Source organism: Pseudomonas sp. LBUM1657, from assembly GCF_059716075.1.
On record NZ_CP166799.1, the window covers coordinates 5479196 to 5503082 of the forward strand.

The 23887-nt window shown below is 60.3% G+C and carries 21 protein-coding genes; 15 read left to right on the plus strand and 6 right to left on the minus strand.

Annotated features, from left to right (window positions below; translation table 11 throughout):
- Positions 1 to 146: 146 nt before the first annotated feature.
- Genes ACA055_RS25325 through ACA055_RS25340 form a run of 4 tightly spaced genes read right to left on the minus strand, consistent with a single transcriptional unit; the run spans position 147 to position 3692 of the window.
- Positions 147 to 998, minus strand: a complete 852-nt coding sequence (locus ACA055_RS25325; RefSeq protein WP_497681093.1) for a ChaN family lipoprotein — start codon at positions 996 to 998, stop codon at positions 147 to 149.
- 20 nt (positions 999 to 1018) lie between these two features.
- Positions 1019 to 1786: a heme ABC transporter ATP-binding protein gene (locus ACA055_RS25330; RefSeq protein WP_497681094.1), complete on the minus strand. Its 768-nt coding sequence runs from the start codon at positions 1784 to 1786 to the stop codon at positions 1019 to 1021.
- Positions 1786 to 2769 (minus strand): FecCD family ABC transporter permease, encoded by a 984-nt coding sequence (locus ACA055_RS25335; protein ID WP_497684488.1) that lies wholly within the window; start codon positions 2767 to 2769, stop codon positions 1786 to 1788. The genes ACA055_RS25330 and ACA055_RS25335 overlap by 1 nt, the downstream gene beginning before the upstream one ends.
- A 50-nt stretch (positions 2770 to 2819) precedes the next feature.
- Positions 2820 to 3692, minus strand: a complete 873-nt coding sequence (locus ACA055_RS25340) for a heme/hemin ABC transporter substrate-binding protein (protein ID WP_497681095.1) — start codon at positions 3690 to 3692, stop codon at positions 2820 to 2822.
- A 165-nt stretch (positions 3693 to 3857) separates the two neighbouring features.
- Between ACA055_RS25340 and ACA055_RS25345 the strand changes: the two genes are divergently transcribed.
- A complete protein-coding gene (locus ACA055_RS25345; RefSeq protein ID WP_497681096.1) occupies positions 3858 to 4175 on the plus strand; it encodes a Rieske (2Fe-2S) protein in 318 nt (105 codons plus the stop codon).
- Here the strand turns inward: ACA055_RS25345 and sfsA are convergent.
- Entirely contained in the window at positions 4172 to 4885 is a 714-nt protein-coding gene (gene sfsA, locus ACA055_RS25350; protein WP_497681097.1) for a DNA/RNA nuclease SfsA, read from the minus strand. The two genes, ACA055_RS25345 and sfsA, sit on opposite strands and share 4 nt — an antisense overlap.
- Entirely contained in the window at positions 4885 to 6057 is a 1173-nt protein-coding gene (locus ACA055_RS25355) for a pyridoxal phosphate-dependent aminotransferase (protein ID WP_497681098.1), read from the minus strand. The genes sfsA and ACA055_RS25355 overlap by 1 nt, the downstream gene beginning before the upstream one ends.
- 334 nt (positions 6058 to 6391) lie before the next feature.
- On the opposite strand from ACA055_RS25355, the gene dksA reads away from it, so the two are divergent.
- The 14 genes from dksA (at position 6392) to ACA055_RS25425 (ending at position 23832) form a co-directional block, all read left to right on the plus strand.
- Positions 6392 to 6832 (plus strand): RNA polymerase-binding protein DksA, encoded by a 441-nt coding sequence (gene dksA / locus ACA055_RS25360; RefSeq protein ID WP_497681099.1) that lies wholly within the window; start codon positions 6392 to 6394, stop codon positions 6830 to 6832.
- Between the two features lie 203 nt (positions 6833 to 7035).
- The gene (gluQRS, locus tag ACA055_RS25365) at positions 7036 to 7932 is read left to right on the plus strand and encodes a tRNA glutamyl-Q(34) synthetase GluQRS (RefSeq protein ID WP_497681100.1); all 897 of its coding nucleotides are present in this window, start codon (positions 7036 to 7038) and stop codon (positions 7930 to 7932) included.
- Between the two features lie 77 nt (positions 7933 to 8009).
- Positions 8010 to 8186 carry a hypothetical protein gene (locus ACA055_RS25370; RefSeq protein WP_003176118.1) on the plus strand — a complete coding sequence of 59 codons (177 nt, stop codon included), beginning with the start codon at positions 8010 to 8012 and terminating at the stop codon, positions 8184 to 8186.
- The gene (locus ACA055_RS25375) at positions 8170 to 11124 is read left to right on the plus strand and encodes a sensor histidine kinase (protein WP_497681101.1); all 2955 of its coding nucleotides are present in this window, start codon (positions 8170 to 8172) and stop codon (positions 11122 to 11124) included. The genes ACA055_RS25370 and ACA055_RS25375 overlap by 17 nt, the downstream gene beginning before the upstream one ends.
- A gap of 22 nt (positions 11125 to 11146) precedes the next feature.
- Complete coding sequence (locus tag ACA055_RS25380) at positions 11147 to 12583, plus strand: sigma-54-dependent transcriptional regulator (RefSeq protein ID WP_497681102.1); 1437 nt, start codon at positions 11147 to 11149, stop codon at positions 12581 to 12583.
- 710 nt (positions 12584 to 13293) lie between these two features.
- Entirely contained in the window at positions 13294 to 14694 is a 1401-nt protein-coding gene (locus ACA055_RS25385) for a polynucleotide adenylyltransferase PcnB (protein WP_059401961.1), read from the plus strand.
- Positions 14695 to 14696: 2 nt separating this feature from the next.
- Positions 14697 to 15182 (plus strand): 2-amino-4-hydroxy-6-hydroxymethyldihydropteridine diphosphokinase, encoded by a 486-nt coding sequence (gene folK / locus ACA055_RS25390; RefSeq protein ID WP_497681103.1) that lies wholly within the window; start codon positions 14697 to 14699, stop codon positions 15180 to 15182.
- 279 nt (positions 15183 to 15461) lie between these two features.
- Complete coding sequence (panB, locus tag ACA055_RS25395) at positions 15462 to 16262, plus strand: 3-methyl-2-oxobutanoate hydroxymethyltransferase (protein WP_497681104.1); 801 nt, start codon at positions 15462 to 15464, stop codon at positions 16260 to 16262.
- A complete protein-coding gene (panC, locus tag ACA055_RS25400; RefSeq protein ID WP_497681105.1) occupies positions 16259 to 17119 on the plus strand; it encodes a pantoate--beta-alanine ligase in 861 nt (286 codons plus the stop codon). Before panB ends, panC begins: the two co-directional genes overlap by 4 nt.
- Positions 17120 to 17313: 194 nt before the next feature.
- Positions 17314 to 17694, plus strand: coding sequence for an aspartate 1-decarboxylase (gene panD, locus ACA055_RS25405; protein WP_497681106.1), 381 nt, complete (start codon positions 17314 to 17316; stop codon positions 17692 to 17694).
- 230 nt (positions 17695 to 17924) lie between these two features.
- Positions 17925 to 19589, plus strand: coding sequence for a glucose-6-phosphate isomerase (gene pgi, locus ACA055_RS25410; protein WP_497681107.1), 1665 nt, complete (start codon positions 17925 to 17927; stop codon positions 19587 to 19589).
- A 194-nt stretch (positions 19590 to 19783) separates the two neighbouring features.
- A complete protein-coding gene (gene acs, locus ACA055_RS25415) occupies positions 19784 to 21718 on the plus strand; it encodes an acetate--CoA ligase (RefSeq protein ID WP_497681108.1) in 1935 nt (644 codons plus the stop codon).
- Positions 21719 to 21786: 68 nt separating this feature from the next.
- Positions 21787 to 22659 (plus strand): oxygenase MpaB family protein, encoded by an 873-nt coding sequence (locus ACA055_RS25420; protein ID WP_497681109.1) that lies wholly within the window; start codon positions 21787 to 21789, stop codon positions 22657 to 22659.
- Between the two features lie 156 nt (positions 22660 to 22815).
- The gene (locus ACA055_RS25425) at positions 22816 to 23832 is read left to right on the plus strand and encodes a class I SAM-dependent rRNA methyltransferase (protein ID WP_497681110.1); all 1017 of its coding nucleotides are present in this window, start codon (positions 22816 to 22818) and stop codon (positions 23830 to 23832) included.
- Positions 23833 to 23887 lie beyond the last annotated feature (55 nt).

Below are 23887 nucleotides of genomic sequence, written 5' to 3' on the forward strand. Positions count from 1 at the left end.
AACTGGTCGCGAGACTGGTCGATATTTGAAAAGCCCTTGGTTCGGACTCTCAGATATCTCCTCATCAGGCTAATCACGGTTATTTGACCCGGCTCTTGCCGGGTCTTTTTTTGCCTGTGGAAAAGTCGCGCGATCTACCTGACTGGTTACTTGCCGAACTGCTTGCGCATCTGTTCGCAATAATCCGGCGCGGGGGTGGCAGGCGTGTACCAGGCGTAATCGGCCATGGCCGACGTCACGTCACTGCCCTGCTGTGCCAGCATCAACACCGTCGGCACCTCGGGTTCGCGCAGATCAAACACATGGATCGGCACACCGACATCCTTTCGTGCATGGTAGGCACCGGCAAACAGCAATGAAGGAGTGGGTGCAGCCAGCAGGCGCTCCGCCATACGACGGTCACGTTGCTGCTGGACCGCAAGCATTGCCGGCATTTGCGATTTGGGCAGCAGCCCACAATGAGAGTCGCTGATTTGCGCCAGCAATTCATCCTTCACCGGCGTGGCATTGGAACGATAACCGCTCAATGTCGGTGGGTTAGCGTAGAAAGAACGGACTTCAAGCGTGTCCAGATTGGCGGCCAGCAGCGGGTATGGCTGGGTCAGGGCGAAACGTACGATCGGGCCGTACAGGTTCCAGTCCCAACCGGACTGCCAGGCTAAAGCACCGGGTAAATCCGTCGGTGGCGGCGAGGCATGGCGAACGTCATCGACGCGCGGCTGCTGATCCGGCGTGAGCATTTCCAGCAGCAGACTGCCCTGAGGCCGACGCTCGCCCAGCGCCTGCAATAACCACAGTTGCAGTTCATGGTGATCGCGATTGTCATGCTGCTCGCCAACGATCAGCCGCGCAGGTTTAGCCAAGCGTGCAAGCAACTCCTGCGCTGTCAGGACCTCACCGCTGCGCAAGTCGCGAATCTCGCCAACAACCGGTGGCGGCACCGAAACATGCTGGCAGGCACTCAGTAACACCGCCGCCACAATCACCATCAAACGCATGCACTCACCCCATTAAAAACTCAGCGGGCGATGATCAGCGGATGACCACGCTCCGGATGCTGCTGCACCAGCACTTCAAGCCCGAACACAGCCTTGAGTGGTTCCGGACGCAACACGTGCTCGGGTGTATCAAGCGCCACGGGACGCCCGCCTTCGAGCAGCAGCAGGCGATCACAATAGCGCGCCGCCAGGTTCAGATCATGCAAGATCACCAACACCGCCGCGCCGCGATTGGCGAACTCGCGCACCGCTTGCAAGGTGGTGTGCTGGTGCAGCGGGTCGAGCATCGAGGTCGGCTCGTCGAGCAACAGCGTTTGTCCCGCCTCACCCGGCCAGAGCTGCGCCAGCACTCGTGCCAGATGCACTCGCTGACGCTCACCGCCGGACAGGGCCAGATAACTGCGCCCGCTCAGGTGTCCGGCATCGGCCGCCTGCAACGCGGCAGCAACAATTTCATCATCCCGGACCCGGCCACTCTGATAGGGCAAGCGGCCCATGCCGACCACTTCTTCGACGCGAAAGGCGAAGTCCAGGGTCGACACCTGCGGCAACACTGCCAAACGCTGGGCCCGCTGTGTTCCGGCCCAGTGACTCAACGCATGCTCATCCAGCCAAACGCTGCCGTGATCTGCCTGCAACTCGCCGCACAAGGCGCCGAGCAAGGTACTTTTGCCCGCGCCGTTAGGTCCCAGCACGCCAAGGACTTCGCCCGGTTTGATTTCAAGCGTGATGTCGGTCAGGACGATCTTGCGGCCCCGACGGATTTGCAGATTTTGCGTTCGCAACATCAGGCACGTCCCCGGAGCAGTAAATACAGAAAGAACGGCGCACCAATGAACGCCGTGACGATCCCGATGGGCAACTCGGCCGGAGCCAGGGCCAGTCGCGCCACCAGATCGGCGAACAACAGGAGACTGGCGCCCGCCAGCACCGAGGCCGGCAACAACACCCGATGATCAGGGCCTGCCAAAAGACGTACCAGATGCGGGACCACAAGGCCGACAAACCCGATCATTCCCGCGGCGGCCACTGCGGCACCGACACCCAGCGCGGTACAGAACACCAGTTCACGTTTCAGTCTTTCGACGTCGATGCCCAGGTGACCGGCCTCCGATTCTCCCAGCAGTAATGCATTCAAGGCCGTGGCCCGGCGCGGCAGCCACAGCGCCACGCCGGCAGTAATCAGCAGCAATGGCCAGAGTCGCGAATAGCTGGCGCCATTGAGGCTGCCCAGGTTCCAGAACGTCAGAGTGCGCAACGTCGCGTCATCGGCCAGATAGGTGAATAAACCCACTGCCGAACCCGCCAGCGCAGTCAAGGCGATACCGGCCAGCAACATGGTCGCGACGTTGGTCTGGCCATTGCGCCGGCCCAATCGATACACCAGCGCCGTCACGCCGAGCCCGCCGAGAAACGCGCACAGCGATAACAAATACGGTCCGAAAGACTCAGGCAGACCACCGAACACCGAGCCGCCCACAATCGCAATCGCCGCGCCCAATGCCGCGCCGCTGGAAACACCCACCAACCCCGGGTCGGCCAGGGGATTTCGAAACAACCCCTGCATCGCCACACCCGACAGCGCCAGCACACCCCCTACCGCCAAACCCAACAAGGTTCGCGGCAGGCGAATCTGCCCGAGGATCAATTCCGCCTGTTCCAGCCCGTCGGGCGCAATCGGCGCGCCGATCATGCGCAACGCCGCGCACAAGGTATCGAGCAGCGGCAAGCTGACCGGCCCAAGCGCCAATGACAACCAGATCGCCAACAAACACAGCACACTCAGACCAATGAACAACGCCCGGGGTTTAACCAGAATGGTCATTGGCCGGCCATACCGGGGTAGAAACCGTCAGACAATTTTTTCAGCGCCTCGGGTAACCGTGGCCCCAATCCACCCACCAGCAGCGTCGGGTCCAGTTCCATGACTCGCCCGTCCTTGGCTGCGCGGGTCGATGACAGGATCGGGTTTTCCTTGAATAGCGCCGCACGCGCCTTTTCGCCGGTCAATGCTCGGTCGGCGAACACCAGCACTTGTGGATCCAGGCTAATCAAGGATTCGTTGGAAAATGGTTTGTAACCGGTGTGCGTCGCCAGGTTGTGTCCGCCGGCCTTCTGGATTAACCAATCGGCGGTGGTGTCCTTGCCGGCGATGAGCGGTTTGCCACCCGAATTACCTACAAGCAGCAGCACCCCCGGGGATTTTTCCTTCAACTGCGCCCGAGTGACCCGGACCTTCTGTTCATCGAGTTGCTGTTGATACGACTGAAGCAATTGCGCCGCCCGGTCTTCAGCGCCCAGCAATTTGCCCAGATGCTCCAGGTTGCCCTGCAACATCGTCAGATCGGGCTGCGCCGAAAACAACTCGATTTGCACACCGGCACTGCGAATCTGTGACAACACGGGCGGCGGTCCCATTTCTTCGGTGCCGACCAGAATCTGCGGGCGTAAGCTCAAGACGCCCTCGGCCGACAGTTGCCGCTGATAGCCGATGCTCGGCAGCGCCTTGAGGGATTCAGGGTGCTGACTGGTGGTATCGACACCGACCAGCTTCGACTCACCGCCCAGCGCGCTAACCCACTCCGACAATGCGCCACCGGCACTGACCCAACGTTGTGGCAACTCGGCCGCTGCGGCGTAATGACTAACGAGAAGTCCGACACAGAGCGCAGCAACGCGGGTACTCAGGCGCATAAAACAGCTTCCTTTTAAGGTTTTCCCCGGGCGTCGGCATCACAGGCCAAGTATCCTCGGCAGACCACACGCCCCCCATGGGTGGGCGGTCATTTGATAATTGTTTGCATTTGCACGTCAAGTACAGACATTTCCTACGACGCACGGCGATATTTGAGGATAGACATGAAGTTTCTTTGCGGGGGAGCGGAGTTGGCCGAGGCTAGCAGTCGCGGTTTCGACATCGACGGCCAGAAGCTCTTTGCCGTGCGCCGGGGTGGCCAGGTTTACGTCTACATCAATCGCTGCCCGCACCGTGGCGTCGGGCTGGAATGGACGCCGGACCAGTTTCTCGACCCCAGCAACAGCCTGATCCAGTGCGCGACTCACGGCGCGCTGTTTCTGATCGAGGACGGCGAGTGCGTCTCCGGCCCGTGCGCCGGGCAATCCCTGACCTGCGTCGCCAGCCGCGAAGACGAGCAAGGGATCTGGGTCGGCCTTTAACCGTTGAGCAACACCTCCAGACGCCGGTCGACCCCCATCTCCTCGTGAGTCAACCGCACACCGTAAGCCAGCACCTCGACCCCGCAAGCCACCGCCTCATGCAATGCATCGGTGTAGGCCGAATCGATTTCTTTTGCAGGACGCACAGCGTCGATGCCGGTGAGATTTACGCAATACAACTGCACCGCACGAATCCCGTCCCGGGCCAGATGGGCCAATTCGCGCAAATGCTTGGCCCCGCGCTGGGTGACCGCGTCGGGAAACGCCGCCACCGACGAACCATCGAAACCCAGGGTGACACTTTTCACCTCCACGTAAGCCGGGCCGCTCGGGTAATCGAGACGGAAATCGATACGACTGCTTTCCTGGCCGTAGGCCACTTCGCGTTTCAGCTCGGTAAAACCGTTCAGTTCAGTGATCAAACCGGCCCGCAGTGCTTCTTCGATCAAGCCATTGGCCCGGCCGGTGTTCACGCAAAACAAGCGTCCCTGCGGGGTTTCGCCGACTTCCCAGGTCCCCGGCAACTTGCGCTTGGGGTCGTTGGAGCGGCTGAACCAGACTTGTCCACCTTCGACCTGACAATTGAGCATCGAGCCAGTGTTTGGGCAGTGAATGGTGAGTAACTCGCCGCTAACGGTTTCGATATCGGCGAGAAAACGCTTGTAACGACGAATCAAACGGCCTTCTTCGAGGGGAGGATGAAAACGCATCAGCCTTGCCAGCTCCGCAAACCACGAGCGATTCGCTCGACTGCTTCCTGCAAGCGCTCAAGATTTTGCGTGTAGGCAAACCGCACGTGATGCCCGGCTTGATAACGGCCGAAATCCAGGCCTGGAGTGATCGCAACGTGCTCGGTTTCGAGGAAATGCCGGCAGAACGCGAAGGCATCACCGCCGAATGCGCTGATATCGGCATATAAATAGAACGCACCTTCCGGTTCCACGGCGATACCGAACCCCAGTTCCCGCAGCGCAGGCAGCAGGAAATCCCGCCGACGACCAAATTCCGCCCGGCGCTCTTCGAGAATGCTGAGGGTCGCCGGTTCAAAGCAGGCCAACGCGGCGTGCTGGGCCATGCTTGGAGCGCTGATGTAAAGGTTCTGGGCAAGCTTCTCCAGCTCACCGACCGCCGCCTCGGGGGCCACCAGCCAGCCGAGTCTCCAACCGGTCATGCCGAAATACTTTGAAAAACTATTCAATACAAAGGCGCTGTCGTCGACTTCCAGCACGCTGGCTGCATCGGTGCCGTACGTCAGGCCGTGATAGATCTCATCCACCACCAGATGGCCGTGGCGCTCCTTAATGGCGACGGACAGGCCCGCCAGCTCATCCCGAGTCAGAATCGTCCCGGTCGGATTGGCCGGCGACGCCACCAGGGCACCGACACTGTCCTGGTCCCAATGGCGGGCCACCAGGTCCGGCGTCAGCTGATAACGCACGTCCGGACCTACCGGAACAAGCTGCGCCGCGCCTTCCACCAGCCTCAGGAAATGCCGGTTGCACGGGTAACCCGGGTCCGCCAGCAGCCAATGTTTGCCCGGGTCCACCAGTAGGGCACTGGCCAGCAGCAGCGCGCCGGAGCCACCTGGAGTGATGAGGATTCGTTGCGGGTCGATGTTCAAGCCATAGCGCTGCTGATAAAAGCCCGAAATGGCCTCACGCAGTTCGGGAATGCCACGCGCGGCGGTGTAACGGGTCTTCCCCGCCGTCAGGGCGGCCTGACCGGCCCGGATGATCGGTTCGGCCGTGGTGAAGTCCGGCTCGCCGATTTCCAGATGGATCACATCGTGGCCAGCGGCTTGCAATTCATTGGCCCGCGCCAGCAGCGCCATGACATGGAAAGGTTCGATAGCGCGACTGCGGGCACTGTAGGACTGAGCCATTAGCCTTCCTTCAACGGGGAAAAACATCGATTCTACCCAAGCGCAGGAACGAGCGAGAACCTAAAGCGGTCAGAGCCGTTATGACCCTGGCCGTAAACGACTCGAGCGTGCGCCCCAGGTTTGACTAAAATCAATTATTGATCAGGTCTCCAGAGCCACCAGACAAGGCTTTGCAATCATTTGCAAGCCCCTTGGGCCACTACCTCGACATCCGGGAGTAGCGCGGTCCGATTTGATCTGGTAAGTTCGCCCGCTTGCAGCCGCAGGGCCGGCAGGTGTCGGTGATGGAGCAATCCTGCGCAGATGGATTACAAGAGTAGAGGCGGTCCATTTCATGCCCACCCAAGCAAAGCAGCAAAACCAGTCGATCAGCGGCTTCGAACCCTACAAAGTAGTGAAGGGCGAGGAATACATGGGCAAGCCCATGCGCGCTCACTTCACCAAGATCCTGAACAAGTGGAAACAGGACTTGATGCAGGAAGTCGACCGTACTGTTGATCACATGAAGGACGAAGCGGCCAACTTCCCGGACCCGGCAGATCGTGCCAGCCAGGAAGAAGAGTTCAGCCTCGAACTGCGTGCACGCGACCGCGAGCGCAAGTTGATCAAGAAAATTGACAAGACCCTGCAGCTGATCGAAGACGAAGAATATGGCTGGTGCGAGTCCTGCGGCGTCGAAATCGGCGTCAAGCGACTGGAAGCCCGCCCTACCGCCGACATGTGCGTTGACTGCAAGACCCTGGCGGAAATCAAGGAAAAGCAAGTCGGCAAGTAATCTCGACTTGAAAGAAGAACGGAGCGTGCGAACGCTCCGTTTTTGTTTCTGATATTTACCACGACAGCGAACCTTGTGGGAGCGGGCTTGCTCGCGACAGCGGTGGGTCAGGCAACATAAATGTTGACGCTGATGGCCCCTTCGCGAGCAAGCCCGCGCCCACAGGTGACTTGCGCACGCCCGGACAACGTAATATTGCCACCATGACCGCCATCGCCTCCCCCAACTACATCGGACGTTTCGCCCCTACGCCCAGTGGCCATCTGCATTTCGGTTCGCTGGTCGCAGCACTGGCCTCGTACCTCGACGCCCGCTCGGTGGGTGGGCGCTGGCTGATGCGCATGGAGGATCTCGACCCGCCACGGGAAGAACCCGGCGCCCAGGCCGCGATCCTCAAAGCCCTGGAAAGCTACGGTTTCGAGTGGGATGGCGAGATGGTCCGCCAGAGCGAGCGGCACGAGGCCTATGCCGAAGTTCTCAATCGCCTGTTCAACCACGGTCTGGCCTACGCTTGCACCTGCTCGCGCAAAACACTTGCGCCGTATCACGGCATTTATCCGGGCCTGTGCCGCAATGCCGGCCATGGCACCGAAGACGCAGCGATTCGCCTGCGCGTCCCCGAGCTGGAATACCACTTTGTCGACCGGGTACAAGGCGAGTTTCGTCAGCATCTGGGCCGCGAGGTTGGCGATTTCGTGATCCGCCGCCGCGACGGCCTCTACGCCTATCAACTGGCGGTGGTGCTGGACGATGCCTGGCAAGGCATCACCGATATCGTTCGCGGTGCCGACCTGCTCGACTCCACACCGCGCCAGCTTTACCTGCAAGAACTGCTCGGTCTGCCGCAACCGCGTTACCTGCACATCCCGCTGATCACTCAGCCCGATGGCAATAAACTCGGCAAGACGTATCGTTCGCCGCCGCTGACCGAAGATCAGGCGACCCCTTTGCTGTTGCGAGCATTGCGCGCACTGGGGCAAAACCCGGGCACCGAACTGGCTTACGCCACGCCACGGGAAGTGCTGAACTGGGGCATTACCCACTGGGATGCGTTGCTGATCCCGCGCACACTGAACCTGCCCGAAGCGCAACTGCGGTGATCGCACTTGCAGTGGCGCCCCCATCCGTTACCATCGCCGCACGTTTTCGGGCACGCGCATAAAAAAGAGAGGCCGGGATGTACATCTATCGCTTGGTCCTGCTCCTGGTAGTGGGGATTTATCTGTTTTCCCCGGCCATCATGGATTGGTGGATCGACGCTACTGGCGCCTGGTATCGCCCCTATCTGCTCTGGCTGATTCTGATCGTCGTGACCTTCATCCTGCAGAGCCAAAAAGATGCCGATGAGCTTTAGCCTGACCCAGATGATCCTGATCAGCGCCGCGTACCTGGCGGTGCTGTTCGGCGTCGCCTGGGTCAGCGAACGGGGCATGATCCCCCGGGCGATCATTCGCCACCCGTTGACGTACACCCTATCGCTGGGGGTCTATGCCAGTGCCTGGGCGTTTTACGGCACGGTAGGCCTGGCCTATCAATACGGTTACGGCTTTCTGTCCAGTTACCTCGGGGTGTCCGGCGCGTTTCTGCTGGCACCGGTGTTGCTGTACCCGATCCTCAAGATCACCCGCACCTATCAGCTGTCGTCCCTGGCCGACCTGTTCGCGTTCCGCTTTCGCAGCACCTGGGCCGGCGCGCTGACGACGATCTTCATGCTGATTGGCGTGTTGCCGTTGCTGGCCTTGCAGATTCAGGCGGTCGCCGACTCCATCGGCATCCTCACCCGTGAGCCGGTACAGCATCGCGTGGCCCTGAGCTTCTGCGCGCTGATTACGCTGTTCACGATTTTTTTCGGCTCCCGCCACATCGCCACTCGCGAGAAGCATGAAGGCCTGGTGTTCGCGATTGCCTTCGAGTCGGTGATCAAGCTGATCGCCATCGGTGGCGTAGGCCTGTATGCCCTGTATGGCGTGTTCGACGGTCCGCAACAGTTGGAACTGTGGCTGCTGCAAAACCAGACTGCCCTCGCCGCCCTGCACACGCCGCTGCAGGAAGGCCCGTGGCGCACGCTGCTGCTGGTGTTCTTCGCCTCGGCGATCGTGATGCCGCACATGTACCACATGACGTTTACCGAAAACCTCAACCCGCGCTCGCTGGTCAGTGCGAGCTGGGGCTTGCCGCTGTTCCTGCTGTTGATGAGTCTGGCCGTCCCGCTGATTCTCTGGGCGGGCCTGAAACTCGGCGCCACCACCAACCCGGAATACTTCACGCTCGGCATCGGCATCGCCGCCAACAGCAAAGCGCTGGCGTTACTGGCCTATATCGGCGGGTTGTCGGCGGCCAGCGGGCTGATCATCGTCACCACCCTGGCGCTGTCCGGGATGGCCCTGAACCACCTGGTGCTGCCGCTTTATCAGCCACCGGCCGAAGGCAACATCTACCGCTGGCTGAAGTGGACGCGCCGGGCGCTGATCGTCGCGATCATCATGGCGGGCTACGGCTTCTACCTGATGCTGGGCGCCGAGCAAGACCTCGCGAACCTGGGCATCGTCGCTTTCGTCGCCACCCTGCAATTCCTGCCGGGCGTCCTGTCGGTCCTGTATTGGCCGACCGCCAACCGCCGTGGCTTCATCGCCGGTCTGCTGGCGGGGATTCTGGTGTGGCTGGTGACCATGCTGCTGCCGCTGGTGGGCAATCTGCAGGGTTTCTACATTCCGCTGCTGAACATGATCTACGTGCTGGACGACACCAGTTGGCACATGGCAGCGATTGCGTCGCTGGCCGCCAACGTGCTGATGTTCACCCTGATCTCGCTGTTCACCAACGCCAGCTCCGAAGAGGCCAGCGCCGCCGAAGCCTGCGCCGTGGACAACGTGCGGCGTCCGCAACGGCGCGAACTGCATGCCGCCTCGCCCCAGGAATTCGCCACGCAGCTTGCAAAACCACTGGGCGCCAAGGCTGCACAGAAAGAAGTCGAGCAAGCCCTGCGCGACCTCTACCTGCCTTTCGATGAGCGCCGGCCTTACGCCTTGCGCCGTTTGCGTGACCGTATCGAAGCCAACCTCTCCGGCCTGATGGGGCCGAGCGTGGCGCAGGACATGGTCGAGACGTTCCTGCCCTACAAGGCCGGCGGCGAAAACTACGTCACCGAAGACATCCACTTCATCGAAAGCCGCCTCGAGGATTACCACTCGCGCCTGACCGGGCTGGCTGCCGAACTCGATGCCTTGCGCCGCTATCACCGCCAGACCTTGCAAGAGTTACCGATGGGCGTCTGCTCGCTGGCCAAGGATCAGGAAATCCTCATGTGGAACAAAGCCATGGAGGAGCTGACCGGAATCGCCGCACAGCGCGTGGTCGGTTCGCGCCTGAGCACCATTGCCGATCCATGGAGAGCACTGCTGCAAGGCTTCATCAATCTGCCGGATGAACATTTGCACAAACAACACTTGGCCCTCGACGGCCAGACCCGCTGGCTGAACCTGCACAAAGCGGCGATCGACGAGCCTCTCGCGCCGGGTAACAGCGGCCTGGTGTTGTTGGTGGAAGATTTGACCGAAACCCAAATGCTCGAAGACAAACTGGTGCACTCCGAGCGGCTGGCCAGCATCGGTCGACTGGCCGCGGGCGTGGCCCACGAAATCGGCAACCCGATCACCGGCATTGCGTGCCTGGCGCAGAACCTGCGCGAAGAGCGTGAAGACGATGGTGAGCTGAAGGAAATCAGCGGGCAGATTCTTGAGCAGACCAAACGCGTGTCGCGCATCGTTCAGTCGCTGATGAGTTTCGCCCACGCCGGCAGTCATCAACACAGCGACGAGCCCGTCTGTCTGGCAGAAGTGGCCCAGGACGCGATCGGCCTGCTGGCTTTGAACCGACGCAATTTCGAAGTGCAGTTCTACAACTTGTGCGACCCCGATCACTGGGTCGAAGGCGATCCGCAGCGGCTTGCCCAAGTACTGATCAACCTGCTCTCAAACGCCCGCGACGCCTCGCCTCCGGGAAGTGCGGTGCGGGTCAAAAGCGAAGCCGGCGAACACACGGTCGATCTGATCGTGGAAGACGAAGGCAGCGGTATTCCATCGAGCATCATGGATCGATTGTTCGAACCTTTCTTCACCACCAAGGATCCTGGCGAAGGCACCGGTCTGGGCCTTGCACTGGTCTATTCCATCGTTGAAGAGCATTATGGACAAATCACCATCGACAGCCCGGCTGATGTACAAAGCCAACGCGGCACCCGTATCCGGGTGACCTTGCCGCGTCATGTCGAAGCGACGTCCGCTGTGAACTGAGACCGTCGAGAGTATCGAATCAATGCCGCACATTTTGATCGTCGAAGACGAAACCATTATCCGCTCCGCCTTGCGCCGCCTGCTGGAACGTAACCAGTACCAGGTGAGCGAAGCCGGTTCAGTGCAGGAAGCACAAGAACGCTTCACTATTCCCACGTTCGACCTGATCGTCAGCGACCTGCGTCTGCCGGGTGCGCCGGGTACCGAGTTGATCAAACTCGGCCAGGGCACGCCGGTGCTGATCATGACCAGCTACGCCAGCCTGCGTTCGGCGGTCGACTCGATGAAAATGGGCGCGGTGGACTACATCGCCAAGCCTTTCGATCACGATGAAATGCTCCAGGCCGTTGCGCGAATCCTGCGCGACCGGCAATCGGTGCAAGCCAGCGGTGAACCCGTCGCCGGCAAAGCGGCCAACGGCGCCGCGAAACCGGGTGTCGATAACAGCAACGGCGAAATTGGCATCATCGGTTCCTGCCCGCCGATGCAGGATCTGTACAGCAAGATCCGCAAAGTCGCGCCGACCGATTCCAATGTCCTGATCCAGGGCGAATCCGGCACCGGTAAAGAACTGGTGGCGCGCGCCCTGCACAACCTGTCCAAACGCGCCAAGGCGCCGATGATTTCGGTGAACTGCGCCGCCATTCCGGAAAGCCTGATCGAGTCCGAACTGTTCGGCCACGAAAAGGGCGCATTCACTGGCGCCAGCGCCGGGCGTGCCGGTTTGGTGGAAGCCGCCGACGGTGGCACCTTGTTCCTCGATGAAATCGGCGAACTGCCACTGGAAGCCCAGGCCCGCCTGCTGCGTGTGTTGCAGGAAGGTGAAATTCGCCGGGTGGGTTCGGTGCAGTCGCAGAAAGTCGATGTGCGCCTGATCGCCGCGACTCACCGGGACCTCAAGAGCCTGGCGAAGATCGGCCAGTTCCGCGAAGACTTGTACTACCGCCTTCACGTGATTGCGTTGAAACTGCCGGCCTTGCGCGAGCGCGGTGCGGACGTCAACGAAATCGCCAATGCCTTCCTGGCGCGGCAGAGCGCACGGGTCAACCGTACCGATCTGAAATTCGCCCCGGATGCCGAGCAAGCGATTCGTCATTACACCTGGCCGGGTAACGTTCGCGAACTGGAAAACGCCGTCGAGCGCGCCGTCATTCTGTGCGAGAGCCCGGAGATTTCCGCAGAGTTGCTAGGCATCGACATCGAGCTGAGCGATCTGGAAGACGACGACTTCATCGGCCTGGCGCCGCAACAGGGCAACAATGCCGGTAACACCAGCCACGAGCCGACCGAAGACTTGTCGCTGGAAGACTACTTCCAGCACTTTGTTCTCGAGCACCAGGACCACATGACCGAAACCGAGCTGGCGCGCAAACTCGGTGTCAGTCGCAAATGCCTGTGGGAACGCCGTCAACGCCTGGGCATTCCACGGCGCAAGACCGGGGTGACCAGCGAAAGCTGAACCTCGCCTGTCTGATGTGCGGGTTACACGTGACATTGTGAAGAAACTGTTACCTCAGGTTTTTCACGTAACAGAAGCCGGGGCTTACGGTAACGAAGCCCCGGCTTTTTTTCGCCTGGGTGAAACCCGTAAAGCGGCCTAACCCCTTGTTTTACTGGACCTCACAAAAGTTGGCACGCCCCCTGCTATATGTTTGGTACAAGAACAATAACAAGCAATGCACAAGACAATAAAAATAAGACGAATCGACTCACGCACAATAAAAACAAGACGGCGAGAGGCGCAGCTAACTGATTCTTTTGGAGAGGCGTTGTATTTGGGGCTCGCCCCACGACCAGGCCGAGAACAATAAAAAACTGTCCTAAGACAGTGCCTGAACTGGTTGGATCGCAAGATCACTGCAACACAGCGACCAAAGCAATCCGTTTGCTCTTGGCTCCCGATTGGGAGGGTCATGAAGGAAAAACTTCATGGCGAGGGCACTCAACAAAAACAAAAAGCCCGAAACCAAAAATAAAAATAGAGCATGCAACTACTTCTTGGGGAGCTTCGGCTCCCCTTGTGGTTTCTGCCGTTTAATCCCGCAACAGACCCGCCCTTCAAGCGCTTGCGCAGCTTCCTACACCATCCCCCGACTAAATGCTAGAATCCCCGCCCATCATGCGGTCATTCTTCGTTATGGCCGAACATTCCTTCAAACAGTGCATCCCATGCTGAAGAAGTTGTTCCAGTCATTCCGTTCTCCCAAGCGTCATACGCAACACATCCGCAGCACGCCTGAGGTGCTTAACAGCGGCCAACATTCGCTGCAAAAGGCGCAATTCAGCCGTTACGCGGTGAATATCGTCGAACGCCTGCAGAACGCCGGTTACCAGGCCTACCTGGTTGGCGGCTGTGTGCGTGACATGTTGCTCGGCATCACGCCTAAAGATTTCGACGTCGCTACCAGCGCCACCCCTGAACAGGTTCGCGCAGAATTTCGCAACGCGCGGATCATCGGTCGTCGTTTCAAACTGGTGCACATTCACTTTGGCCGCGAAATCATTGAAGTTGCGACCTTCCGCGCCAATCACCCGCAAAACGATGAAGAGGAAGACAGCAACCAGTCTTCCCGCAACGAGAGCGGGCGCATCCTGCGCGACAACGTCTACGGCACGCTGGAAGAAGACGCGCAACGCCGCGACTTCACCATCAATGCCTTGTATTACGATCCGGTCAGCGAGCGCATCCTCGACTACGCCAATGGCGTACACGACATTCGCAATCACCTGATCCGCCTGATTGGCGATCCGAAGCAACGTTACCAGGAAGATCCGGTACGGATGCTGCGGGCCGTGCGTTTCGCCGCCAAGTTGAATTTCGGCATCGAAAAACACAGCGCTGCACCTATCCGCGACCTGGCACCGATGCTGCGCGAGATCCCGTCAGCCCGTTTGTTCGAAGAAGTCCTCAAGCTGTTCCTCTCCGGCCATGCCGCGGACACCTTCGAGATGCTGGTCGACCTGCAGTTGTTCGATCCGCTGTTCCCGGCCAGTGCCGAGGCGCTGGAATACAACCCGACGTACACCCACACCCTGATCAGCGAAGCCCTGATCAACACCGACCTGCGGATTAAGCAGAACAAACCGGTGACCCCGGCGTTCCTGTTTGCAGCCCTGCTCTGGCCTGCCCTGCCGGCACGCGTATTGCGCCTGCAGGAACGTGGCATGCCGCCGATTCCGGCAATGCAGGAAGCGGCGCACGAGCTGATTGCCGAACAGTGCCAGCGGATCGCGATTCCGAAACGCTTCACCATGCCGATCCGCGAGATCTGGGACATGCAGGAGCGCCTGCCACGGCGCAGCGGCAAGCGTGCCGACCTGTTGCTGGACAACCCACGATTCCGCGCCGGTTATGACTTCCTGCTGCTGCGCGAAAGCGCCGGCGAGCAGACCGATGGCCTGGGTGAATGGTGGACGGATTACCAGGACGCCAACGACAGCGAACGTCGTGACATGATCCGCGACCTCAGCGGCAAGGACGAAGGCACCGGTGCTCCACGCAAACGTCGCCGCAGCGGTGGTGCCAAGCGCAAGCGCGCCGCCGGCGCTCCGAGCACCACGGGCGAGTAGTCATGGAACGCATCTACATCGGCATGGGCAGCAATCTGGCTGACCCCGCCGAACAATTGCGCAGCGCCGTCGATGCGCTGGCGCGGTTACCGCAGACCGAACTGGTCGGGGTTTCCGCGTTTTATCAAAGCGACTCGCTGCTGCCCGGCCAACCGCGTTACACCAACGCAGTCGCCGCCCTCGACAGTACGCTCCCACCGCTGGAGCTGCTGGATGCGCTGCAAGCCATCGAGAACGGACAGGGCCGCGAGCGTCTTGAACGCTGGGGGCCGCGCACGCTGGATCTGGACATCGTGCTGTTCGGTGATCGACTGATCGACGAACCCCGCCTCAAAGTGCCGCATTACCACCTGCAGGAGCGGGCCTTCGTTCTGTATCCGCTGGCCGAACTGGCGCCTGCGGATCTGCGACTGGCCGATGGACGCAGCCTTAGCGAATTGCTTGCTGCCTGCCCATTCGTCGGTTTGGAACGCCTCCCCCCTGCTTGATGCCGCTCCCACATTGGTTTTGTGTTGCACACAGGGTCGGCTGCTGCTGAAACGCATCAGTTACCCCGGTAACACCCCACACGTAACAACGCGGTAACACACACAATTGACTTCCCGAGTTCTCCTCACGACTATAGGCGTCCCGCTGCCGCCAACACGGCGTTGAAGGGCGCAATTCAGGCCTTACAAGCACGACAACAGAACGTGCGCCTGTATTTAACGAAGAATCACGCGCGTTACTCGCAGTAGTTTCCATAGCGCCTGAATGAGGAACTTTTCATGCCAGCCATCACCCTGACCACTCTGCAAGGTCTCAAGCAAAAAGGTGAAAAAATCACCATGCTGACCTGCTATGACGCGACCTTCGCCCACGCCTGCAATGAGGCCGGTGTCGAAGTGCTGCTGGTGGGCGACTCCCTCGGCATGGTTTTGCAAGGTCACGACAGCACCCTGCCGGTCACCACCGCTGAAATGGCTTACCACGTGGCAGCGGTCAAACGCGGCAATGCCGATGCCTTGATCCTCGCCGACCTGCCTTTCATGGCCTACGCCACCCTCGAACAAACCATGACCAATAGCGCCCTGTTGATGCAGGCCGGTGCGCACATGGTCAAGGTAGAAGGCGCGTTGTGGCTGGCGGACTCGATCCGCCTGCTGGCCGAGCGTGGCATCCCGGTGTGTGCGCACATGGGGCTGACGCCGCAGTCGGTGAATATCCTTGGCGGCTACAAAGTCCAGGGTCGCAATGAAAACCAGGCGCGGCAGATGCGTGCCGACGCGATTTCCCTGGAACAGGCCGGCGCGGCAATGCTGCTGCTCGAATGCGTGCCCAGCGAACTGGCTGAAGAGATCACCCAAGCGGTGAAAATCCCGGTCATCGGCATCGGTGCCGGCAGCGGCACCGACGGCCAGGTGCTGGTCCTGCACGACATGCTGGGCCTGTCCATCACTGGCCGCGTGCCGAAATTCGTGAAGAACTTCATGGCCGGTCAAACGAGCATTCATGCGGCCCTGAGCGCTTACGTCACTGAAGTCAAAGCAGCCACTTTCCCTGGTATCGAACACGGATTCTCTGCATGAACACCGTCAAAACCGTACGCGAACTGCGGGCCGCCGTGGCCCGTGCCCGCAGCGAAGGCAAGCGCATCGGCTTCGTGCCGACCATGGGCAACCTGCACAGCGGCCATGTAGCGCTGATTACCAAAGCCACCCAGCGCGTGGATTTCGTGGTCGCGAGCATTTTCGTCAACCCGCTGCAGTTCGGCGCCGGCGAAGATCTCGACAAGTACCCTCGCACCCTCGCCGCCGACCAGGAGAAACTGCTCGAAGCCGGTTGCCACTTGCTGTTCGCGCCAACCGTCGAAGAAATGTACCCCGACGGCATGGCTGGCCAGACCCGTGTCAGCGTCCCGCAACTCTCCGAAGGCCTGTGCGGCGCCAGCCGTCCCGGGCATTTCGAAGGTGTGGCGACAGTCGTCAGCAAGCTGTTCAACATGGTTCAGCCGGACCTGGCGATCTTCGGCCAGAAAGACTTCCAGCAACTGGCGGTGATCCGCGCCCTGGTGCATGACCTGAACATGCCGATCCAGATCATCGGCGAACCGACCGTGCGTGCGGCCGATGGCCTGGCGTTGTCGTCGCGCAATGGCTTCCTCAGCGAAGAGCAACGCGCGGTGGCGCCGGTGGTGTATCGCACGCTGAACGCGATTGCCGAATCGATCAAACAGGGAGAGCGCGACTTCCAGGCATTGATCCGCTCGCAGCTGCAACAGCTTGAAAGCGCTGGCCTGCGTCCGGATTATCTGGAAATTCGTCATGCCCTGACCTTGCGTCCGGCATCCCCGGATGATCGGGATCTGGTGATTCTGGTGGCGGCTTTCCTGGGCACGACGCGGTTGATCGATAACCTGCACCTGAACCTCGACGCCTCCGCCTGAATACAACAAAACTACTGTGGGAGCGGGCTTGCTCGCGAAAGCGGTGTGTCATTTGGCATTGATGTCGACTGACACATTGCACTCGCGAGCAAGCCCGCTCCCACATTGGGTCTGTGTCAGTTCCGTACCGTATTGCTGCCCCTCAAGCCTTCGGGCAAACTGCCCGCCGTTCGATTCCGACCTGGGAAATTCTCATGCACGCCATCATGCTCAAGGCCAAGCTGCATCGCGCCGAAGTCACCCACGCTGTACTCGATTACGAAGGTTCTTGCGCCATCGACGGCGAATGGCTGGATCTGTCCGGCATCCGTGAGTACGAACAGATCCAGATCTACAACATCGACAACGGCGAGCGCTTCACCACCTACGCTATTCGTGGCGAAGAAGGTTCGCGCATGATCTCGGTCAATGGCGCCGCCGCGCACAAGGCCAAGGTTGGCAACCGCGTGATCATCTGCGCTTACGCCCATTACAGCGAAGCCGAGCTGATCAACTTCAAACCGCGCATGCTCTACATGGCGCCGGGCAATGAACTGAGCCACACCAGCAACGCCATCCCGGTCCAGGTCGCCTGATCGAGCCCAAGTCCTGTTACTCGTCCGTTTGTCGGACCATTCCTCACTTTGATGTTAAAAAAGTACCGGAAACAGGTCAGACAAAGTCAAGACAGATCAAGGCGCGGGGTTTACTGTATTCGCCCTGCGCCATGAATTCGTGTCGACGCAGTTGACCGGACGCCCACCCGCAGCGCTCCGGTATTTTTAGTGTTCAAAAGGCCGTTCAAGTAAAAAGGAAAACCGCAGCGATGGCGTACTACCGCACTCCTCACGACGTGACCGCTCTGCCCGCCTGGCAAGCGTTGAATGACCACCGCCAAGCCATGCAGGATTTCAGCATGCGCGAAGCCTTTAATGCCGACCCGCAGCGCTTTACCCAATTCACCCTCAGCAGCTGCGGCCTGTTTCTCGACTATTCAAAAAACCTGATCAACGCCGAGACCCGCAATCTGCTGGTGGGCCTGGCCAACGAAGTCGACCTCAAGGGCGCAATCAAATCGCTTTTCGACGGCGAAATCGTCAACTCGTCCGAAGGTCGTCCGGCCCTGCACACCGCGCTGCGCCGCCCTGTCGGCGACAAGCTGTCGGTCAACGGCGTCAACGTGATGCCGGAAGTGCACAAAGTGCTGAACCAGATCACCGACCTCGTTGGGCGAATCCACGACGGTCTGTGGCGCGGTTACACCGAGAAGCCGATCACCGACGTGGTGAACATCGGCATCGGTGGCTCGTTCCTCGGCCCTGAGCTGGTCTCCGAGGCGCTGTTGTCCTATGCCCAGAAAGGCGTGCGCTGCCATTACCTGGCAAACATCGACGGCAGTGAGTTCCACGAACTGACCATGAAACTGCGCGCCGAGACCACGCTGTTCATCGTCTCGTCGAAGTCCTTCAACACCCTCGAAACCCTGAAAAATGCCCAGGCCGCTCGCGCCTGGTACCTGGCTCAGGGTGGTTCGGAAGCCGAGCTGTATCGCCACTTCATCGCGGTATCGAGCAACAACGCCGCGGCCGTGGCGTTCGGTATCCGTGAAGAGAACATCTTCCCGATGTGGGACTGGGTTGGCGGGCGTTACTCGCTGTGGTCTGCCATCGGCTTGCCGATTGCCCTGGCCATCGGCATGTCTAACTTCAAGGAATTGCTGTCGGGTGCCTACACCATGGACCAGCATTTCCAGAGCGCGCCGTTCGAACAGAACATGCCGGTGCTGCTGGCCTTGCTCGGTGTCTGGTACGGCAACTTCTGGGGTGCGCAGAGCCACGCGATCCTCCCGTACGACCACTATCTGCGTAACATCACCAAGCACTTGCAACAGCTGGACATGGAATCCAACGGCAAGAGCGTGCGTCAGGACGGCACCCCGGTGTCCACTGACACCGGTCCGGTGATCTGGGGTGGCGTGGGTTGCAACGGTCAGCACGCTTACCACCAGTTGTTGCATCAAGGCACCCAAGTGATCCCGGCCGACTTTATCGTGCCGATCGTCAGCTTCAACCCGGTGTCCGACCACCACCAGTGGCTGTACGCCAACTGCCTGTCGCAAAGCCAGGCCCTGATGTTGGGCAAGACCTTGGCCGAGGCAGAAGCCGAGTTGCGCGACAAAGGCATGAGCGAAGAAGACGTGCACAAAATCGCACCACACAAGGTGATCCCGGGCAACCGTCCGAGCAACACCCTGGTGGTTGAGCGCATCAGCCCCCGTCGTCTCGGCGCACTGGTGGCGATGTACGAACACAAAGTGTTCGTGCAAAGCGTGGTCTGGGGCATCAACGCCTTCGACCAGTGGGGCGTGGAACTGGGCAAGGAACTGGGCAAAGGCGTCTACAACCGTCTGGTCGGCAGCGAAGAAACGCCCGCTGACGATGCGTCCACACAAGGCCTGATCAACTACTTCCGCGGTCGTCACCGCGGTTGATCTGACGCCACACGGCTACCTACTGTGGGAGCGGGCTTACTCGCGAAGGCGGTGTATCACTCGACATTGATGTCGACTGGCACTCCGCCTTCGCGAGCAAGCCCGCTCCCACAGTTGTTTTGTGTCTGACTTGAACCCTTTCGCTACTCGGCGCATCTTTATTACTTGTCGCAAAACAAGAATAAGGAACCGTCATGTTCGATATCAGCACGTTCCCCAAAGCCGATGCCGTCCGCCGGGCTGCACACTTGAGTCAGGACGACTACCAGCGCCTGTACCGTCAATCCATTGAACACCCCAGTACGTTCTGGGCCGAACAAGCCACACGTTTCCTCGACTGGAGCGCCCCGTGGGACACCGTCCAGCGCTATAACCTGAAGACCGGTGAAGCCAGCTGGTTTGCCGGTGGACAGTTGAACGTCAGTTACAACTGCATCGACCGTCACCTGGCAACACGCGGCGATCAAGTCGCGATCATCTGGGAAGGCGACGACCCTGTCGAATCCGCGCAGATCACCTACAAAAAACTTCATCACAACGTCTGCCGACTGGCCAACGTGCTGAAAAGCCGCGGCGTGAAGAAAGGCGATCGGGTGTGCATCTACATGCCGATGATCCCCGAAGCCGCCTACGCGATGCTCGCTTGTACGCGGATCGGTGCGGTGCATTCGGTGGTGTTTGGCGGGTTCTCCCCGGATTCCCTGCGCGACCGGATTCTCGACGCCGACTGCCGCACTGTGATCACCGCTGATGAAGGCGTGCGCGGTGGCAAATTCGTGCCGCTGAAACAGAATGTCGACAAGGCACTGCAAAGTTGCCCGGATGTGAGCAGCGTCATCGTGGTCGAGCGCACCCAAGGCGAGATTAATTGGGTGGAAGGCCGGGACATCTGGTATCACCAGGCCCTGCGCGACGTCAGCGACGATTGCCCGCCCGAGCCGATGGACGCCGAAGACCCGATGTTCATCCTCTACACCTCCGGCAGCACCGGCAAACCCAAAGGCGTGCTGCACACCACCGGCGGCTACCTGCTGCAAGCGGCGATGACCTTCAAGTACGTGCTCGATTACCGCGACGGCGAGGTGTTCTGGTGCACGGCCGACGTCGGCTGGGTCACGGGCCACAGTTACATCGTCTACGGCCCCTTGGCCAACGGCGCGACCACAATGATCTTTGAAGGTATACCGAGTTACCCGAACAGCTCGCGCTTCTGGCAGGTGATAGATAAACACCACGTCAACATCTTCTACACCGCCCCCACCGCCCTGCGCGCCCTGATGCGCGAAGGCCCCGAACCGTTGAAGGAAACTTCCCGCGAAAGCCTCAGATTACTCGGCAGTGTCGGTGAGCCCATCAACCCGGAAGCGTGGGACTGGTACTTCAACGTGGTCGGCGAGCAGCGGTGCCCCATCGTTGATACCTGGTGGCAGACCGAAACCGGCGGCATCATGCTCAGCCCCTTGGTCAGCGCTCAACGAATCAAGCCCGGCTGCGCCACGCAACCGATGTTCGGCGTGCAACCGGTGTTGCTCGATGAGCAAGGCAAGGAAATCAAAGGCGCCGGCAGCGGCGTGCTGGCGATCAAATCCAGTTGGCCCGGGCAGATCCGCAGCGTCTACGGCGACCCGCAACGAATGGTCGATACCTACTTCAAGCCCTACCCCGGCTATTACTTCACCGGCGACGGCGCACGCCGCGACGAGGACGGCGACTACTGGATTACCGGGCGCATCGACGATGTGATCAACGTCTCCGGGCACCGCATCGGGACGGCCGAAGTGGAAAGTGCCCTGGTGCTGCATGACAGCATCGCCGAGGCTGCCGTGGTCGGTTACCCCCACGACGTCAAAGGCCAGGGCATCTACGCCTTTGTCACCCCCATGAACGGCACCGAGCCCAACGACGAACTGAAGAAAGAACTGCTGGCTCACGTCAGCAAGGAGATCGGCAGCTTCGCCAAACCGGACTTGATCCAGTGGGCACCGGCCTTGCCGAAAACCCGTTCGGGCAAGATCATGCGACGGATTCTGCGCAAGATCGCCTGCAACGAACTGGACAGTCTGGGCGATACTTCGACCCTGGCCGACCCGAGCGTGGTCCAGGGTTTGATCGACAAACGCCTGAACTAATGAGTTCCTGCTTCATCCCCCCCGCGCGGCCAGCAATGGCCGCGCTTTATTTTCGCCACTGAGTCGCCATGGAATTCATCCGCACCCGCATCGAAACCCAGATCATGAGCCTGACCGGTCTGTCCCTGGGCAAACTTGACCTGGAAAACCCCAAGGGCGACCCCGGCCTGTTCGGGCCGGACTCGGTGAGCTGGCAAGTCCATGGCGACTTCAGCAGCATGTTGATCGGTGGCATCAGCGCCCTGATGCTGCAAGCCTTGCACCCTCTGGCGCTGGCCGGGGTCTGGGACCATTCGAACTTTCGCGAAGACATGCTCGGCCGCCTGCGTCGCACCGGGCAGTTCATCTCCGGCACGACGTTTGGCTCGCGCAAGGACGCCGACTGGCTGATCGAGAAAGTCCGCACCATTCATCTGCAAGTGACCGGCACTGCGCCCGATGGCCGGCCTTACGCCGCCAGCGATCCCGACCTGCTGACCTGGGTGCATGTGGCGGAGGTCAGCAACTTCCTCGCCGCCCATCTACGCTACCGCAATCCACACCTGTCGCTGGCCGATCAGGATCGCTATTACGAAGAAATCGCGATGGTTGCCGAACGTCTGGGCGCGTGTGACGTCCCCCGCTGCCGTCAGGAAATTGCCGATTATCTTGAGCGTATTCGCCCGCAACTGCTGTGCGACGACCGTAGTCGCGAAGTATTGCGACGATTGTTGAACGCCCCGTCGCCCAGCCGTTTGGCCAAGCCGTTCGGTGGGTTGATGATGCAGGCCGGGATCGACCTGCTGCCGGACTGGGCCAGTGACATGCTGGGCATCAGCCAAAGCCCGCTGCAACGCAAACTGATCCGCGCCAGCGTCAATCGCAGTGCACCGATGCTGCGTTGGGCAATGCGTAACGGCTCGATGCATCGGGCCAAACGGCGGATGGGGTTGCTTAGTTGAAAAGCTTAAAGCTTCGCGAGCAAGCCCGCTCCCACAGTGGATTTGTGTTGTTCATCAAATCAATGTGGGAGCGGGCTTGCTCGCGAAGGCAGCACCTCGGTCCGCCGCCAAGCTGTTAAACTCCCGCGCCAAATTCCCTCCTGCAAGGCGCCCAGCATGTCTTCCTTGAATCAGGCGCTGTGCGCCGCCCTCGATCATCGCCAGGACCTGCTCGCCGAGCTCCATCAGCAAGGCACCGATTGCTATCGCCTGTTCCATGGCAGTCAGGAAGGCGCCGGCGGCCTGACCATCGACCGCTACGGTCCGCAACTGCTGGTGCAAAGCTTTCACCAGGCGCTGGAGCGTGATGCCCTGCTGCAATTGCACGAAACCGTCAATCAACGCCTGGGGCTTGAAACCCTGCTGGTCTACAACGATCGCTCACGAGGCAACTCGCGTATCGACCGCGAAGACACCGTCTACCGTGCTGACGAAGCCGCGCTGCAAGATCTGATCGGCCACGAATGGGGCCTGAACTACCGGGTTCGCGGGCGCCACGCGGGTCAGGATCCACTGCTGTTTCTCGACCTGCGTAACACCCGTGGCTGGGTCAAGGAGCACAGTAAAAACAAAAGTGTGCTGAACCTGTTTGCCTACACCTGTGGCGTTGGCCTCAGTGCTGCGGCCGGTGGTGCGCGAGAGGTGTGCAATCTGGACTTTGCCGAGGGCAACCTAGCGGTCGGTCGTGAAAACGGTCTGCTCAATCCACAGCTGCCGACCATGCAATTTATTCAATCCGACTACTTTCCGGCGATCCGCCAGTTGGCCGGTCTGCCCATCAGCCAGCGTCGCGGGCAGAAGCTGCCGAGCTATCAGCGTCTGGAACAGCGACAGTACGATCTGGTGCTGCTGGATCCGCCAGCCTGGGCCAAGAGTGCCTTCGGCACCGTCGACCTGCTGCGCGACTATCAGAGCCTGCTCAAACCCGCGCTGCTGACTACCGCCGACAATGGCGTGCTGATCTGCTGCAACAACCTGGCGAAGGTGAGCATGGACGATTGGCGCGAGCAGGTTCTACGTTGCGCGGAGAAAGCCGGGCGTCCAGTGCGGGAGTGGACAGTGATGAAACCGGGTGGCGATTTTCCGTCCATGGACCAGCAGCCGCCACTGAAAACCCTGATTCTGCAGCTCTGAGATTCGTCCGGAAAATCAGATAAATCCTATAAAGCATGATCACTTCGGAACCGGA

Coding starts and splice junctions, on each gene's coding strand:
- ACA055_RS25325 (WP_497681093.1), bottom strand. CDS start 998: ATGCGTTTGATGGTGATTGTGGCGGCGGTGTTACTGAGTGCCTGCCAG.
- ACA055_RS25330 (WP_497681094.1), bottom strand. CDS start 1,786: ATGTTGCGAACGCAAAATCTGCAAATCCGTCGGGGCCGCAAGATCGTC.
- ACA055_RS25340 (WP_497681095.1), bottom strand. CDS start 3,692: ATGCGCCTGAGTACCCGCGTTGCTGCGCTCTGTGTCGGACTTCTCGTT.
- ACA055_RS25345 (WP_497681096.1), top strand. CDS start 3,858: ATGAAGTTTCTTTGCGGGGGAGCGGAGTTGGCCGAGGCTAGCAGTCGC.
- sfsA (WP_497681097.1), bottom strand. CDS start 4,885: ATGCGTTTTCATCCTCCCCTCGAAGAAGGCCGTTTGATTCGTCGTTAC.
- ACA055_RS25355 (WP_497681098.1), bottom strand. CDS start 6,057: ATGGCTCAGTCCTACAGTGCCCGCAGTCGCGCTATCGAACCTTTCCAT.
- dksA (WP_497681099.1), top strand. CDS start 6,392: ATGCCCACCCAAGCAAAGCAGCAAAACCAGTCGATCAGCGGCTTCGAA.
- gluQRS (WP_497681100.1), top strand. CDS start 7,036: ATGACCGCCATCGCCTCCCCCAACTACATCGGACGTTTCGCCCCTACG.
- ACA055_RS25370 (WP_003176118.1), top strand. CDS start 8,010: ATGTACATCTATCGCTTGGTCCTGCTCCTGGTAGTGGGGATTTATCTG.
- ACA055_RS25375 (WP_497681101.1), top strand. CDS start 8,170: ATGCCGATGAGCTTTAGCCTGACCCAGATGATCCTGATCAGCGCCGCG.
- ACA055_RS25380 (WP_497681102.1), top strand. CDS start 11,147: ATGCCGCACATTTTGATCGTCGAAGACGAAACCATTATCCGCTCCGCC.
- ACA055_RS25385 (WP_059401961.1), top strand. CDS start 13,294: ATGCTGAAGAAGTTGTTCCAGTCATTCCGTTCTCCCAAGCGTCATACG.
- folK (WP_497681103.1), top strand. CDS start 14,697: ATGGAACGCATCTACATCGGCATGGGCAGCAATCTGGCTGACCCCGCC.
- panB (WP_497681104.1), top strand. CDS start 15,462: ATGCCAGCCATCACCCTGACCACTCTGCAAGGTCTCAAGCAAAAAGGT.
- panC (WP_497681105.1), top strand. CDS start 16,259: ATGAACACCGTCAAAACCGTACGCGAACTGCGGGCCGCCGTGGCCCGT.
- panD (WP_497681106.1), top strand. CDS start 17,314: ATGCACGCCATCATGCTCAAGGCCAAGCTGCATCGCGCCGAAGTCACC.
- pgi (WP_497681107.1), top strand. CDS start 17,925: ATGGCGTACTACCGCACTCCTCACGACGTGACCGCTCTGCCCGCCTGG.
- acs (WP_497681108.1), top strand. CDS start 19,784: ATGTTCGATATCAGCACGTTCCCCAAAGCCGATGCCGTCCGCCGGGCT.
- ACA055_RS25420 (WP_497681109.1), top strand. CDS start 21,787: ATGGAATTCATCCGCACCCGCATCGAAACCCAGATCATGAGCCTGACC.
- ACA055_RS25425 (WP_497681110.1), top strand. CDS start 22,816: ATGTCTTCCTTGAATCAGGCGCTGTGCGCCGCCCTCGATCATCGCCAG.